Consider the following 15,372-nt stretch of genomic DNA (forward strand, 5'->3'; position numbering starts at 1 on the left):
CCTAATTTAGTTAGCGCCTACTCTTTTTGCTTTTCGGCATCCGCATTTGAATGAGTAAAAATAAAATAAGTCTAATCTAAATTAACAGGGTTAATTACTGATTTTAAAAGGGGAAAAACACGGTATTTTTTAGTTGAATCGAAATCTTCTGTTTTAATCAAAATTTAAGTTATATTCGCTACATAGAAATCTGCCGCTGATTTTTATAAACGTCAAAAAACACTTTTAAACCTACATAGAAATGAAAGCCGTACATTTATTACTTATTACGCTATTTTTTGCTGCCTCAAAATCGTACTCACAAGCTGAAGTGAATGTAATTACCCACAATTCAAAAGAGCGTTATATTACGACCACTATTGGCTTTCCTGTTCAGGGAACTTATGCTCCTATTGGCCTAAAACAGCCTATTAGTGTTTTAAATCCTGACGGAACTGGTTCTATTCAGGCCGATGATTTAAGCAAGCAAAAGATTAACTGGGGAATTGAATGCACAGAAGACGGAACTCCAATTTTTAAAGAAGGTTTCAATAGCAAGTCTTATACATTTTGGTATAGGCCAAATGACAGCAAGGAATGGTTTTATTCTCAATTCTCAATTCATTTTGTCAAGAAAAAAATGTTCTTAATGGGGGAAAGAGTAAAAGAATACGAAGATTATAACGTACAATAATCTTTTAAAACACCCTCGCAAATTAAATATTTCTTGATTTTTGGGAATATTCGCTATAAAAAAGAAAACGTTTTCGTGAATTTTTAATAGTGTCTATAAATTTTCCCATAAAATTCCATAAAATAAAAAATCATACCTTATTTTTATTTAATTTGCAGTAAAATTCAATATATTAAACATGGTTTCAATCACACGACTTTTTGATTTTCCCTATTATCAACAAGAAACTTATAACCTTCCGGTTGCTCTTGCAACTAAAAAAAATGGAGTTTGGGAAAAAACATCCAGCGCAGAATATATTGCAAAAGCTAATGCCGTTTCGAGAGCATTATTGCGCATGGGCGTTCAAAAAGATGATAAAATTGCCTTAATTACTTCAAATAACAGAACTGAATGGAATGTGATGGATATTGGTATTTTGCAGACTGGTGCGCAAAATGTTCCAATTTATCCAACTATTGCAGAGGAAGATTACGAATATATTTTAAACCACAGCGGAAGTATCTACTGCTTTGTTTCTGATGATGAAGTATATCAAAAAGTACAAGCCATTAGAGCTAATGTACCTACTTTAAAAGAGGTTTATTCTTTTAATGAAATCCCAGGCTGCAAACACTGGTCTGATTTATTATCAGCCGGAGAAGACAACAGCAATCAAAATGAAGTTGAAGCCAGAAAAGACAGTATTCATACTGATGATCTGGCTACTATTATTTATACATCTGGAACGACAGGAAAACCTAAAGGTGTTATGCTTTCGCATAAAAATATTGTTTCGAATGTTTTAGACAGCGCACCAAGAATTCCGTTTGATCCGGGAAAAAGTACCGCTTTGAGCTTCTTGCCAATCTGCCATATTTTTGAAAGAATGATTTTATACATTTATCAATTTTATGGTGTTTCAGTTTATTTTGGAGAATCTATTGATAAAATCAGTGACAACTTAAAAGAAGTTCGTCCAACAGTTATGACGGCTGTTCCGAGGCTTTTAGAGAAAGTTTACGATAAAATTTATGCAAAAGGAACTGAATTAACCGGTATCAAGAAAAAACTGTTTTTCTGGGCTATTGATTTAGGTTTAAAATATGAACCATACGGAGCAAATGGCTTTTGGTATGAGTTTCAATTAAAAATTGCCCGCAAACTTATTTTCAGTAAATGGAAAGAAGGTTTGGGTGGAAATTTAGATTTAATGGTTTCCGGAAGTGCTGCATTGCAGCCGCGTTTAACTAGAGTTTTTGCTGCTGCAGAAATTCCGGTTATGGAAGGTTACGGATTATCTGAAACATCGCCGGTGATTGCCGTTAACGATCAAAGAAACAAAGGTTTTAAAATTGGAACTGTTGGAAAAGTAATTCGCAACGTTGAAGTTAAAATTGCCGAAGACGGAGAAATTCTCTGCAAAGGACCAAACGTAATGCTGGGTTATTACAAAGATGCTGAAAAAACTGCTGAAGCATTACAAAACGGATATTTCCACACAGGAGATATTGGTGAAATTGACAGCGAAGGTTTCTTAAAAATTACCGATCGTAAAAAAGAAATGTTCAAGACATCAGGAGGTAAATATGTTGCACCTCAGCTTATTGAAAATGCAATGAAACAATCTCGTTTTATTGAGCAGATTATGGTTATTGGTGAGGGCGAAAAAATGCCGGCAGCCTTTATTCAGCCAAATTTTGAGTTTGTAAAAGAATGGGCTAAAATTCATAAAATTACTGTAGGAGATTCTAGTGCAGAAATTGCTTCAAATCCAGATGTTATTAAACGTATTGATGAAGAAGTAGAAGGCATCAACGAAAAATTTGGGCATTGGGAAAAAATCAAACGTTTTGAGCTTACTCCGGATGTTTGGTCTATTGACGGCGGACAGCTTACTCCTACTCTAAAATTAAAACGTAAAATCATTAAAGAAATTTACAAAGACCTTTACGCTAAAATCTATAATCACAATTAAATCAAAATAATTTTAACCAAATGGAAAGGCTGTCTATAATAAGGCAGCCTTTTTTTAATACCTAAAAAACAAAAACTGCAAACAATATATATTTGCAGTTTCTTTGCACAGTTATCTGCTATCCTTTAGATAACTGCTTTTAACAAATTAAATTCTAATTTTTAAGGCACCAATGCAAAATCTTAGCAATGTTTTTAGCATCGTCAATTCCGCGGTGATGTGTTCCTTCAAGCGGAATATTCAGCAATTGTAAAGCACCATTCATTCCGGTTGACCTTTGCAGACCAAACTTTTCGGCAAAATGTTCTTTTACATTAATATGCCCATCACCCATTGGGTATGAAATGCCGAAAGATTTACATTGTTTTTTAAGCATATTCAGGTCGTACTGACCGTAACTTGCCCACGTATACAAATCGGGATTATATTCGTCGATTAACTCATTAATGGCATCTTCAAAACTTACTCCGTTTTTATCCAGTAAATCCTGAGTTATAGTTGTCAATTCGGTACAAAACGGACTCACGTGCGAACGCTGCGGTTTTATTAAAATACCTTTGTTCTTGGTAATTTGTCCGGTTTCTGAATCTAAAACGGCTAATCCGATTTCGATAATTTCGTTTTGCTGGCCCTGCGGGACCGCGCCCTGCCAGCATGTGGCTTCTAAATCAATGATGATAATTTTATCTGTAGTTTTCATTTCTTTAATTTTTAAATATTTTATAATTCTCTATCTCCAAAAGGAGCTTTCCAATCTTTCTTCATAATGATTGCTTTTACTTCATCATAAGAAAGTGGTTCATAATTGTGGCAGTCTACGCCAACATCAAAAGAGCGCGATGTTTCATCGTCAAACAAATGACCGTGTGAGTGGCCGTATAAGTGCCATGTTCCTCTAAATGAACTTCTCCATACTTTCATGGCGTAGTGAAACAAGATTATTTTCTGTCTTCCGTTTGGTGCATCTGCATCTTCAACACTTAACTCGTAGTAATCTTTAATCCACTCAAATCGCTTTTTATAACTCAAAGCCGATTTATCGTGATTGCCTTGTACCAGAAAAATTGAACCGTTTAACTGGTCTAAAATTTCTTTTGTTCGTTCTGGTCTTGCCAGAGAAATATCACCTAAGTGATAAACAATATCTCTCGGACTCACCTTTTCATTCCATCGTTTAATGAGCTCCGAATCCATTTCTTGTACTGTAGCAAATGGACGCTCGCTAAACTTAATTATGTTTGTATGACCAAAATGATGGTCAGACGTAAAAAATATTTTTTGATTCATTTTAAATTTAATTTTTAAACTAAAACCACCAGCGTTTCCGTTGATGGTTTTTCTTTATTTCACGAAGATTTCCTTCAATTGACCAATTACGTTTCCGCTTCCGGAAATTGTGATTTCTCCAATTTTATCTGCGATTTTTTCAACGTATTCCATCTCTTTCAATTTCCACAACATTTCGTTTTCTTCCATCAGCTTTGCTGTGTTCAATAAACTTCTTGTCGAAGCGGTTTCTTCTCTTCTCATAATACTGTTGGCCTGTGCTTTTTTCTCGGCAGCCAAAACCTGGTTCATGATCTCTTTCATATCTCCAGGCAGGATTACGTCACGAATTCCGGCATCAGAAATCGTTAAACCTAAATCTTCTATTTTGGTTGTAACTTCTGTCAAAATAGCTTCGGCAATCGTATCTTTTTTAGCCAATAATTCGTCTAAAGTTAATCCGCCTACAAAAGCTCTTAAAGCCAGCTGCATGGCAACATACAATTGTTTTTCAAAGTCTTTATTGTCAACCAAAGCTTTCATGATATTCACAACTTGGTATCTCACAAAAAAGTTGATTCTTAATCCTGCTTTGTCTTTAGTCAATAATTCTTGCCCTGAAATTTCAACTTGCTGTTGTCTAACATCAATCGTTTTAACTTCGATCGTAATCGAGTTATTCCAAAAGTAATGCGTTCCGGATTTTAATTCTTTAACGAAGGTTCCATTCACAAACAACAAAGCTTTGTCGTTGCTTGCTACAATAAATTTTCTAACAAAGTATTTCAGCTGATTATGTTCTAATAAGTTTACCGGAATATTTTCTGTGATTTCGATTTTAGAAAGATCTGCTTTTTTGAATTCGTTTTTTACAATTCCTTTCCAGAAAGGGTGTCTTCCCGGAGTCAGCGTTCCTTTAAAGTTTCCGTTTACGAAATGCAAAACAATCTCGTTATCGGCAGCCTCAACAACTTCAAGCATTGAAGCTAAAACTTCATTTTGCAATAAAATGTTCAATTCAAAAGGAGCATGAAAAATGGCATTCATATCATAGATCATCACATTTTTGTTTCCAAAAATCCAGTGCAAACCTTCTTCTAATACCTTAATTAATTTTCTGTTTTCGAAAAGCAAACCCACTTGATATGCTTCGATTTTAATTGTTTTTATCATGGTTTATATTTTGTTTAATTTGTTTCAAGTTTCAAGTTTCAAGTTTCAAGTTTTTGAAACATGTGAAAATCTTTGTTTATTTTTTGCCACAGATTTCACAGATTAGAATGATTCTATTTATTCTATTCTCTTGCTTCTATATTCTTTATTCTATTCTCTCTTTCTAAATAAAAAAACCTCTTTGCCTTTCTCCTCCGAAAAAAACGGATGAAGAGTTTGTAATTTGTTTACCCGAATTGTTTTCGATTGTATTTTGCAGAGACGATCCCCAAATCATCTTAACAATCAAATCAAGAAGAAAACAAGTATTTCAAAAAACATTGCTTTTCGCACTGGCTTTATCATGAGTGTGAAATTTTAGTCCCGAAGCCTCGGGAGAAAATCTTAGTTTCACTGACAAAGACAAATCAGCTTTTTTTCTGGTCATCTTTTTAAGAGTGATGGTCTCTTTCAACAGGTTTTTGAGACCCGCGTGACTAACCAATTGTCAAACTGAACGTATCAGTACAGGATTCGAACCTGCAAATTTCTATTGCTCTACCGAACTGAGCTATCGCATTGCTGCGAATGGGACTCGAACCCATGACCCATAGAGTGACGGATAATTTTTTGGAAAACCATCCAAAACCTCCAAACCAAGCTGCATAGAAAAACATAATTCGCTTTCGCGAAAAGTTCCCTACAATGGTGCTATACAGAAACACGCAACTGGGCTTGTTTGATATTTTTAATCAAAGCTGAAACTTTGATGTATTTCATTTTATAAAAGAACTTGTTTTATTTCCTGAACAAATATTCAAATTACACTGCGCAATTATTCTGCGTACTTTTTTTTCTGCCACCAAGGCGCCAAGGCACTAAGTTTGTTTCTCTTTGCGTCTTTGAGACTTTGTAGCGTATAGTACAGGAAGAGAGACTCGAACTCTCAAAAAACTGATTCTAAGTCAGCCGCGTCTACCAATTGCGCCATTCCTGCATTTTTTTTTCTGCCACTAAGGCACTAAGACACAAAGTTTATTTTTCTTAGCGTCTTTGCGCCTTTGCGAGAAAATTGCTCACCAGCTCTTTTTACAATACTTTGTCAATCTCTCGCAAAGTCGCAGAGTCGCAAAGTTTTTACTTTAAGTAAATCTGTTTAATCTGCGTGAAACAAAAAACTTTGCGTCTTTGTGCCTTTGCGGCAAACTCGCGGCCCATACGGGAGTCGAACCCGTTTCTCCCGAGAGACAGTCGGGAAGGTTAGCCAGTAACCCCAATGAGCCAGTTCCTTCTAGAGAACAATGCGATTTCGGAAGGATTATTCATGCTTCTATTATTGTTTTTTTTGTATTCATGAATGCTCCGCATTTCGAGCCTTCAACCTATTGATTAACAGTCAAGCGCTCTGCCAATTGAGCTACGAAATCATAATTTTTGGGCATAAAAAAAGCACCCGGTTAAAGGTGCTTTATAAATTCAATATGATATAACTATCCTATTGCCTGTATTGATGCACCTGTGTTGTTAAACGTCCAAGATCGAATCTCGGGTCTAGCAGTTGTGTGTTATATATGTTGTTATGTAAAGCCATTTTATATGTTGTATTATATTTTGAAATCGTTGTTGATATTTGAATTTCTGTTTTCAAATTTTCTTCGGCAAAGATAAAGTCGAAAAAATCAATTATCCAAATCATTTTTAAAATTATTTTGTTGATTATCAAATAGTTATATTTAAAATTAAAACATAGAAATCCTTGTCCGCATACTGGTGCAGATTCTTTTTTGTATCAAATGACTGTCTCTCATCAGATTACTTTTCAAGATTATATTTCGCTATTTAGATTATGCATTAAACATTTGGTCAATTATTTTTTTAATTATTTTTAGTTATGGTTTATTTTTTATCATTTTTCTTGTCATGTTGAGCGAAGTCGAAACATTTTTTTGTCACACTGAGCGAAGTCGAAGTGCTTTTTAAACGAAATCGAAATGCTTAAAAACAAAAAAAGCGTCCCGAAATAAGGACGCTTTTATATTTTATGTTGAGTTGAACTCTAAAATTTACATTTCAATTTCATAAAAACACATGATACATCCTGATATTTTAGCCGGAAGATTTCCTGCTAAGTGATCAAAATATTGTCTTACTGAAAGTATCATCTGTATTTTTTGTTTTTTTATTACGAGTGCAAATGTAGACGTTTTTTTCTATTTATATAATTCTCTTGTTAATTTTTATTATCGCTGTTTCTTTTCTTTCGATTTGCTTGCCTGACTTAAGCGTTCTGCCTGCGCTCTTGCTTGTTCTATAGTAACGGGTTTCTGCCTCGCCAATTGTTCCATAGCTATTTCAGCTCTTTCTTTGAATGTTAGTTTATGGTTCATCTGAAATTATTTTTAAAAATTCATTAATTGAAGTTTTTCAAAAGTAAGAAAAAGAATATATTTACTATTTAAAAAATATCTAAAACTGTAAAATATCAAATCGATCTTGTATTTTACGGACAGTTATTTTTTTCAAAAATTTTAAATATCTTTGAATTATGAGTACAGAAACCAGACCCAGAAATATTGGCCGAAATATCAGCCGAATAAGAGAACTTCGTGGAATGAAACAAGGAGCGCTTGCGGATGCCATTGGCACAACCCAGCAGACTATTTCCAGCATTGAAACAAGCGAAACTGTTGATTTCGAAAAATTGGTACAAATTGCAAAAGCACTTGGCGTGACGGTAGAAGCTATTGAAAATTTTACAGAAGAATCTGTTTTTAATTTCTTTAATAACTTTTATGATAATAGTGCTAATAATGGTGCTCAAGGAAGTGGAAACACTAATAATACTTGTACATTTAATCCTCTTGATAAAGTTGTGGAACTTTATGAACGTTTGGTTCAGGCTGAAAAAGATAAAGTTGAATATTTAGAAAAATTGATGAAATTGAAGTAATATTTCTTTTTATATAAAATTGAAAAAAGCGCAAAACTTATGGTTTGCGCTTTTTTTATAATTATTTATCAAATCTAAATGGAAAAAATAATTATTTAATTATTCTCACACTAGAACTATCTGCTCTCAATCCATCGTAGCTGAAACCTAAAAAGAACTGTAATCTTTGACCTACGTCATCTTTCGATAACTTTGCTTGGGTTGGACTAAAAAAGACCTCTAATTTGTCACAAATTGTGATTATACCATGTCCATCATGCTTGTAAGATGTAAAATAGCCATCAACATATTCAAGCTGATCTTCTTTATTTTCAATATCTGAAAGGTTTACTAATCTATTTAAATCTTTTCCTTTTCCATACCATTCAAAGGATGTAATTACATTATGTTTTTTTTGCGACTTAAGTTTACATTCTTTAATCAACATTTCAGCTTGTATAGTATCATCTGAATATCCTTGAAGCGCTCTTAATACCTTTAAAATATAAAAATAATAAATTGAATCTAATGCAGTACTGTTAGATTTCCATCGCGCTAATTTACTAACAGCTTCTTCCAATTTTATATTTGAAAATCTAGCTAATTTAAACCACAAATAAAAATTCTTTTCATTTGATGGTTCATCTTCAATATTATCTTCCATCAAATTTAAAATCTTATTAATAGTTTTTGCCTCAAGTTTAGCACTTTCTTTTCTTAAATGTATTCTAACTATTTGTCTTCGTACTCTAGTTGTATTAATGCCCTTTTCTAATTGATTATTTAAATTCTGTAAGATTAAACTAAACTCTTCGAAAAGTTCATTCAAACTGTTCGTACATTCACTTATATAATAATTGTCCTCACTTTCAATGTCATTACGTTTAATTTCTTCAAGAAGAGTTTCAGCAGTATCCAACCAATCAACATATGGCTGTTTGTTTTCCGCTAAAAATTTAGATTTTTTTATTCCAGAAATAATTGCACCAAAATCTATGGCTCTTATTAGAAGTTGTATATGTGCTACATAGCCATGCTTATCAATTTTACTTAAATTTTTACTAGCCTGCCTTGAGCGTTCAAATTCCAATTCAGCCGATGGCACTAAATCATAAAGCACCTCATTTACTTTATCAGCGTTTATATCTACATTGTTACGCTTATTCTCTTCTAATTCTCTCATCAAATCTTCTGCAGCACGTCTTAAGCACATACCTTTAATATGATACAGCAATGAATCTTGTTTTCCTTGTCCCTCAGATAGACTAATTGCTTTATCTGCAAAATACAATGCGTTTTCTCTATTTTTTTTATGATACGCATAAAATCTTGCCAAATGAGAATAATAATGTGCGTTTTCTGGATAAGTATCTTTAAGTTTAATAAAAACCCTCTCCTTATCATCTTCATTTTTTATATCTCTTACTATCGTAGTAAACATTTCACCTGCTCTATCTATTTTTGTACCAATAAATAATGTTTGTAAAATTCCTTCTGTATTAGTTGAAATTCTTTCATTAGTATAACTATCTTCTATAAACTTGATGCAAAAGTCTGCTAGGTTTTGTTTCCAAATATTTTCATGCTCATTATCTGATCCTTGTAATATTTGTATTTTCAATTCTTTAGAGAATAAGGAATGTCTTGGTTTCCAATACTTTTCATTTCCAATTTTTGAATGTGATAAAATTTGTTGTAAACTTAAGGGTAAAAATTTCTCCAAATCAATAGTTTCATCACTAGAAACCTTGATAATTGTCCTAAAAAAAGATACTGGCAAGCTCTCACCTAGGTAATCATGACACATTGCCAAATATAACATTATCCTTTTTTGTTCTTCTGTTTTTATTTCATTTACAAAATTTTGCACATAATTTCTAATAGCAAAAAATTTTTCTTCAAATGTCACTAAACCAATATAGAAGGGTATCTTTTTGAAACCTTCGTTACTTATTGCTATTTCATTTAGTTCCTTTTCTTTTCTTACTAATACATCATTATTATATTCTTTCAAAAATGGCTTATATTCATTTATCAAATCATTTACTTGATTTCCCCAGTCTGTTAGATATAATACGTTACCGTTTTTATTATTAACATTAGAATCTCCCCTTCTAACAATTAAAAACAAAAAAGGTCTACTCTTTCCTAATAATGCACGATAAAATGTATCTATTTCATCTAAAGTTATAGCTTGAGGCGCTTCTATAATAATAAAAATTGGTTTTCTTGTCTGATCATATAATTTAACAATATAATCAACAGTAACTTGACCTCTATATTCTTTCAAAATTAGCGTAGGATAATCATTGTGAAATTCCCATGCAATTCTTCTTGCAAGAGTTGTTCCTCCATATCCGGCTTCATGAATTAATTCTAGTTTACCTTTAGCTTTCTTCAAAGAATTTTTAACAATTTCGAGAAATCCTTTTAATCCTTTTAGTGATGGATGTTTTTTATCCCAATCTTGTCTTAATCCATACCACGAAATTTGCTTAAATCCAGAAAGAAAATCTCTCTTCTCTTCTATTTCATCATAATTTTTAGTATCCAGTCCTTTATGAACAACTTCAAAATCATTTTCTAGTTTTAAATAAAAATCTAAATCTAATACGCCACTCACATTCGAGGTTGCGGTCTCTTCCAAATGTGGAACAACTATTTTATTAGCAAATGAATCTTTAATTCCAAAATTGAAGCTAAACTTTGAAATACCGTCTGATATTTCAGAAACTGTTATAGGTACATGCTTTCCCTTAAGTTTTTTAAAAGGATACACTAATTCCGAAATATCATTAATTGCAAAGACAAAATCAACTAAATCGAAAAAATGTTTCCTAATAATTTCACCGATTCTTAAAACAAAATCATCACTTATTGAATCAGACAAAAAAATAACTTTTGTATTAAAATTAAATTTTGAAGCAAAATTTTGAATTAGTACATCAAATTTATTCTCATACTTTCGTTGCCACTCATCATAGTCATTAGGACGACTTACCCCGCTATTTTTATAACTATTAATAAAATAGTGATAATGTTGTTGATGATTTATGGCAAAAGTTTCTGTAGATGTATTGTCATTTAAGTTTATAACTGTAGGCAATGGCGATTCTTTTGCAAATACTTTATCGTAAAATCCACCTTCTTCTCTCGACAAATAGTCGAAATCTATTATTAAATTCCAAGGCAACAATGAAATATTTTTCAGATATTGCTCATTACTTTTGTCGAATTTATCAAGTACTAAAATATAGTTTCTGCTTTCCTTTTGAAATTTGTTACATACTGAATAAAATGTATCCCATCCATTTATTTCATTTATTTCTAAATCAGAAACAGTTTTTATCTTTTTTTTATTATCAACATAGATGTTAATCATTTTGTAAATTTCATTATAAAACTTTTCTAAATCATTTGTGGTTATTGAATCGTCTAATTTATGTTTAGAATCATTAATTAATCTACCAGTCTTCATTAAGAACTCATAATTTATATTATCAACTTGATCCTCTTCTAATGTCAATTTATGTATATTAAATAATTCCAAAAGTTTTTTCCTATCTGAAATATTATAATTCACATCTTTTTTTGTTCTAGAATCTGCATTTGTATCAATTTGAAATTTTAATATCGATTCAAAAGTTTCATATAAAATTCTTCCAAGATTATTTGAGTGTCTATTTACATCATCTGATAAATTATTTCTTGTTGCTTGTAGCAACATAAATAATTCATAAGTTGAATCATTGAATTTTTTTAGAATTTTTTCTTTCATTGATAATGATTTAGTAGTTAATTTCAAAAGTAATCAATTCATTTAATGATTATAAGAATTGTAAAAAACATAATTTGTTGTACATCATTTATAATCCTTTATTTAGTTATTTTAATGCTGTATTTATATCCAAACCAATTCGATAATATTTGCCCTATACATTGCTTTTTTTTCAAATGTCTAACTAATTTTAATTTTTTCATTAATTTGCTATTACATTTACATCAAAGATCAATGTAATTTTATTAGCTATTTTAAGGTTTTCCACAAACAATAAAAATTATATTAAATATTTTTCGCTTCAAATATATATAAACAAAAAAGCTTAAAACCAAGTAATAACACCTGATTTAAAAGCCAACAAATTAATAACTAAAAGGTTTCTAAAACCTGTTAATAAAACAACCTTAAATCCCAAAAAATCCTTTAGAATTCCTCGTCGTTTCCTCCGCAACCTTATCTAAAGTAATTCCTTTAAACTGTGCAATTGTTCCGCCAACATACGGCAGAAAAGCAGGTTCGCAACGGCGTTCGTGATATTTCTTCAAAAGGTTGTTTGGAGTATTTTTTGGAAGCATAAACGGCGCATCGGTTTCGATCATCATTCGGTCAAGCGGAACGTATTGAATAACTTCTTTTAAATGACTGAAACGTTTAGTATCAGAAATCGCTCCGGTAAAACCAAGATAAAATCCGTTATCGAGATAAGTTTTGGCTTCTTGCAAAGTTCCCGTAAAACAATGCACAACGGCTTTTGGCAATTGTGGTAAATAGTCTTTGGTGATATTCATAAACCTTGTAAAAGCGGCTCTTTCGTGCAAAAACAAAGGTTTCTGAACTTCGATTGCCAATTCTAATTGGGCTTTATAACATTCTTCCTGTTTGTTTCTGGGCGAAAAATCACGATCAAAATCGAGTCCGCATTCGCCAACAGAAACAACTTGTTTCTGCTTTAATAAATTTCGCAGTTTTGAAATGCTTTTTTCATCAAAACTCTTCGCATCATGCGGATGAATTCCGGCTGTCGAATATAATACTCCCGGATATTGTTTTGCGATTTCTAATGAAGCTTCGCTGTTTCGTACGCTTGTTCCGGTCAGGATCATTTGCGATACGTGAGCATCGAGCGCGTCTTGTACAACATCGTCTATGTCGTTTTGGAATTGTTTATTGGTTAAGTTAATTCCTATGTCTATATATGTCATTTTTTTTAAAGTTACTAAGGTCCTGAGAGACTAAGATGCTAAGTTTTTTCTCTTGGAACTTTTATTTTTATATTATTTTTTTGCCACTAAGTCACTAGGGCGCTAAGTTTTTTTGTTTCACGCTCCCGATAGCTATCGGGATTGCAGATTTGAAATGATTTTTATAAATAATCTGCGAGCATCTGCTTAAATCTTTTTAAATCTGCGTGAAAAAATCTTTAACCGCAAAGTTTGTCATCCTGAGGAACGAAGGATCACATCCAATATTCCTCAAAGAGAATCGACAATCTTTGTAGAGTTTCTAGTATGATCCTTCCTTCGTCAGGATGACAAACTGGGCGTTAGACGCACTGCAGTGCGTCTCTACACTGAATACTGCGACCGCGACTGAACACTAAAAAACTGATCACTAACCACTAATCTTCACGACTCCCATCATCGGCCATTCTCACTAATTTTGGAGTGAATTTAGCAACAACATCAACTAAGTCTTGCTGCGCTTCCATAACCTGATTGATATCTTTATAGGCCATTGGGGCTTCGTCAAGACCTGCTCCAATAAGCGTAACGCCGTGATCTTTTAAGATCGTTTTCATCTCGGTTTGAGTGATATTTTTTATGGCCTGAGTTCTGCTCATTTGTCTTCCTGCTCCGTGCGAAGCTGAATTTATGGCGTTCTCCTCGCCTTTTCCTCTCACTAAAAATCCCGGTGCGGTCATACTTCCCGGAATGATTCCCATAACGCCTTTTCCGGCTGGGGTTGCTCCTTTTCTATGTACGATTACTTCTTCGCCGTTCCAGATTTCTTTCCATGCGAAATTATGGTGGTTTTCGACTTTGGCTAAAATTGTTGCACCCAAAGCTTTTTCCATTTTATTATGGATAATCTCGTGACAAGCCGAAGCGTAATCCCCCGCAAGATTCATTGCAAGCCAATATTCTTGTCCTAATTGTGAATTCATATCCAAGTACGCTAAGTTTCTGGCTACTTCTGGAAGTTTACATTCGTCTTTGGCAATTTTGGTATAATGTCCGGCAATTGTTGCGCCCATTCCGCGTGAACCTGAATGCGTTAATAAAGCGACGTATTTTCCTTTTGGAATATTCAAAACGGCATCGTCTTTTGCAAATTCCATGATTCCGAATTCAACAAAGTGATTTCCTCCGCCGGAAGATCCTAATTGTGACCAGGCTTTATCTTTTAAATTCTTCACAAACGGATTCATGTTAAAAGTATCGTTCTCTAAAACCGCGTGATCTGATTTGTACTGACCGTGAAATCCGTGACCAGCTCCAAAAATAGAATTGGCTATTAATTCTTTTTTGAATTTGGTTTCGTTTTCAAAGTAAAAATCTTCGGGAATATCATAAACTGACAATGCCATTCTACATCCAATATCAACTCCAACACCATACGGAATAATGGCGTTTTTTGTGGCTAAAACTCCGCCAATTGGTAATCCGTAACCTTGGTGCGCGTCTGGCATTAAAGCTCCGGCAACCGTCACAGGAAGTTTCATGGCAACTTCCATTTGTTTTCTGGCTCCGTCTTCGATATGATCTAATCCGTAAGCGGAATACGCATTTGGATTTTCATTTAAAGCGATGAAATCTTCTGGTTTTTCATTTGCTTTTTCGATTAAAGCAACGGCTAGTTTGCTGAAAATTTTATCGTCTATATAGTTTTCCGGAGTTTCTAAGACGTTTTTAAAGTTTGTGATCATTTGATCGCGGTTAAATCCGTTTCTTTTGCTGTTTATTTTTAACGCAATTCCGATTATTTTTCCTTCTGGGAATCCTAATTCTAATATATCTGTACCGTTTATTTGTGTTTTCATTTGTTTTTTTATTTTAAGGGGCAGAGGTTCAAAGGAACAAAGGTTTTTTAATCGTACGCAGTTATTTTGCGTAGATTAATTTAGTTTACTTTTTTGCCACTGATTAAAAGGATTAAAATGATTTCTTCACATTTTATGTCATTTCGACGGAGGAGAAATCGCACTTGTGAATCTACAACGAGAATCGCCAATCTTTGTCGAGTTTCTAGTGCGATTTCTCGTTCCTCGAAATGACAAACTGTGTGTTTTATTTAATTGGTGTTTTTTCTACATTCATTTTTTTAATTTTAAAAGAGGTAACATTTAGGAATGGTTTAATTTTCTTGGAACGAAGGAACCATTTCCTGACGACACTCTTTTTTTAAGAGCAATAATCTATAAGCGACTTTTAGGATTCGAACCTAATATTATCATGCCGCGAAGTAGCGCTTTATAGACGGCATCTTATTTTTTGAAAAAGTAATAATTGATGAGAGTATTTTGAACCCTATACGAAGCAGCTCTCACACACGACATTTTTCATTTTTTAAAAGAAGTAAAAAGCAATAAGAGAATTGGGCGGGGCTTTGTCTGT

The 15,372-nt window shown here is 33.0% G+C and carries 10 protein-coding genes and 3 tRNA genes; 3 read left to right on the forward strand and 10 right to left on the reverse strand.

What is annotated here, in order from left to right; all coding sequences use genetic code 11:
- Positions 1–241 precede the first annotated feature (241 nt).
- The gene (locus AABD74_RS20530; protein ID WP_232679373.1) at positions 242–673 is read left to right on the forward strand and encodes a hypothetical protein; all 432 of its coding nucleotides are present in this window, start codon (positions 242–244) and stop codon (positions 671–673) included.
- Between the two features lie 178 nt (positions 674–851).
- Positions 852–2,630, forward strand: a complete 1,779-nt coding sequence (locus AABD74_RS20535; RefSeq protein WP_406844137.1) for an AMP-dependent synthetase/ligase — start codon at positions 852–854, stop codon at positions 2,628–2,630.
- A 154-nt stretch (positions 2,631–2,784) separates the two neighbouring features.
- Here the strand turns inward: AABD74_RS20535 and AABD74_RS20540 are convergent, their stop codons facing one another.
- The 7 genes from AABD74_RS20540 to AABD74_RS20570 all read right to left on the reverse strand — a co-directional run bounded on the left by AABD74_RS20540 (position 2,785) and on the right by AABD74_RS20570 (position 7,435).
- Positions 2,785–3,330, reverse strand: a complete 546-nt coding sequence (locus AABD74_RS20540) for an exonuclease domain-containing protein (RefSeq protein ID WP_406844138.1) — start codon at positions 3,328–3,330, stop codon at positions 2,785–2,787.
- Between the two features lie 20 nt (positions 3,331–3,350).
- Entirely contained in the window at positions 3,351–3,917 is a 567-nt protein-coding gene (locus AABD74_RS20545; RefSeq protein WP_406844139.1) for a metallophosphoesterase family protein, read from the reverse strand.
- 54 nt (positions 3,918–3,971) lie between these two features.
- The gene (locus tag AABD74_RS20550) at positions 3,972–5,069 is read right to left on the reverse strand and encodes a slipin family protein (protein ID WP_406844140.1); all 1,098 of its coding nucleotides are present in this window, start codon (positions 5,067–5,069) and stop codon (positions 3,972–3,974) included.
- A gap of 902 nt (positions 5,070–5,971) precedes the next feature.
- A tRNA-Leu gene (locus tag AABD74_RS20555) sits at positions 5,972–6,045 on the reverse strand.
- A gap of 213 nt (positions 6,046–6,258) precedes the next feature.
- A tRNA-Asp gene (locus AABD74_RS20560) sits at positions 6,259–6,331 on the reverse strand.
- A gap of 21 nt (positions 6,332–6,352) precedes the next feature.
- Positions 6,353–6,475: transfer RNA gene (locus AABD74_RS20565), tRNA-Asn, on the reverse strand.
- An 813-nt stretch (positions 6,476–7,288) separates the two neighbouring features.
- Positions 7,289–7,435, reverse strand: coding sequence for a hypothetical protein (locus AABD74_RS20570; RefSeq protein WP_406844141.1), 147 nt, complete (start codon positions 7,433–7,435; stop codon positions 7,289–7,291).
- Between the two features lie 158 nt (positions 7,436–7,593).
- On the opposite strand from AABD74_RS20570, the gene AABD74_RS20575 reads away from it, so the two are divergent.
- Positions 7,594–7,998 (forward strand): helix-turn-helix transcriptional regulator, encoded by a 405-nt coding sequence (locus tag AABD74_RS20575; protein WP_406844142.1) that lies wholly within the window; start codon positions 7,594–7,596, stop codon positions 7,996–7,998.
- 91 nt (positions 7,999–8,089) lie between these two features.
- Here the strand turns inward: AABD74_RS20575 and AABD74_RS20580 are convergent, their stop codons facing one another.
- The 3 genes from AABD74_RS20580 to AABD74_RS20590 all read right to left on the reverse strand — a co-directional run bounded on the left by AABD74_RS20580 (position 8,090) and on the right by AABD74_RS20590 (position 14,798).
- Positions 8,090–11,755: a hypothetical protein gene (locus tag AABD74_RS20580; protein ID WP_406844143.1), complete on the reverse strand. Its 3,666-nt coding sequence runs from the start codon at positions 11,753–11,755 to the stop codon at positions 8,090–8,092.
- Between the two features lie 407 nt (positions 11,756–12,162).
- Positions 12,163–12,960, reverse strand: coding sequence for a TatD family hydrolase (locus AABD74_RS20585; protein ID WP_406844144.1), 798 nt, complete (start codon positions 12,958–12,960; stop codon positions 12,163–12,165).
- A 416-nt stretch (positions 12,961–13,376) separates the two neighbouring features.
- Positions 13,377–14,798 (reverse strand): RtcB family protein, encoded by a 1,422-nt coding sequence (locus tag AABD74_RS20590; protein ID WP_406844145.1) that lies wholly within the window; start codon positions 14,796–14,798, stop codon positions 13,377–13,379.
- Positions 14,799–15,372: the final 574 nt, after the last annotated feature.

This window comes from Flavobacterium soyae, assembly GCF_045348165.1.
Taxonomy (GTDB): Bacteria; Bacteroidota; Bacteroidia; order Flavobacteriales; family Flavobacteriaceae; genus Flavobacterium; species Flavobacterium soyae.

What these genes read in the sequence shown, in the direction of transcription:
- AABD74_RS20530 (WP_232679373.1), top strand. Translation starts at nt 242, where the DNA reads ATGAAAGCCGTACATTTATTACTTATTACGCTATTTTTTGCTGCCTCA.
- AABD74_RS20535 (WP_406844137.1), top strand. Translation starts at nt 852, where the DNA reads ATGGTTTCAATCACACGACTTTTTGATTTTCCCTATTATCAACAAGAA.
- AABD74_RS20580 (WP_406844143.1), bottom strand. Translation starts at nt 11,755, where the DNA reads ATGAAAGAAAAAATTCTAAAAAAATTCAATGATTCAACTTATGAATTA.
- AABD74_RS20570 (WP_406844141.1), bottom strand. Translation starts at nt 7,435, where the DNA reads ATGAACCATAAACTAACATTCAAAGAAAGAGCTGAAATAGCTATGGAA.
- AABD74_RS20575 (WP_406844142.1), top strand. Translation starts at nt 7,594, where the DNA reads ATGAGTACAGAAACCAGACCCAGAAATATTGGCCGAAATATCAGCCGA.
- AABD74_RS20585 (WP_406844144.1), bottom strand. Translation starts at nt 12,960, where the DNA reads ATGACATATATAGACATAGGAATTAACTTAACCAATAAACAATTCCAA.
- AABD74_RS20590 (WP_406844145.1), bottom strand. Translation starts at nt 14,798, where the DNA reads ATGAAAACACAAATAAACGGTACAGATATATTAGAATTAGGATTCCCA.
- AABD74_RS20550 (WP_406844140.1), bottom strand. Translation starts at nt 5,069, where the DNA reads ATGATAAAAACAATTAAAATCGAAGCATATCAAGTGGGTTTGCTTTTC.
- AABD74_RS20545 (WP_406844139.1), bottom strand. Translation starts at nt 3,917, where the DNA reads ATGAATCAAAAAATATTTTTTACGTCTGACCATCATTTTGGTCATACA.
- AABD74_RS20540 (WP_406844138.1), bottom strand. Translation starts at nt 3,330, where the DNA reads ATGAAAACTACAGATAAAATTATCATCATTGATTTAGAAGCCACATGC.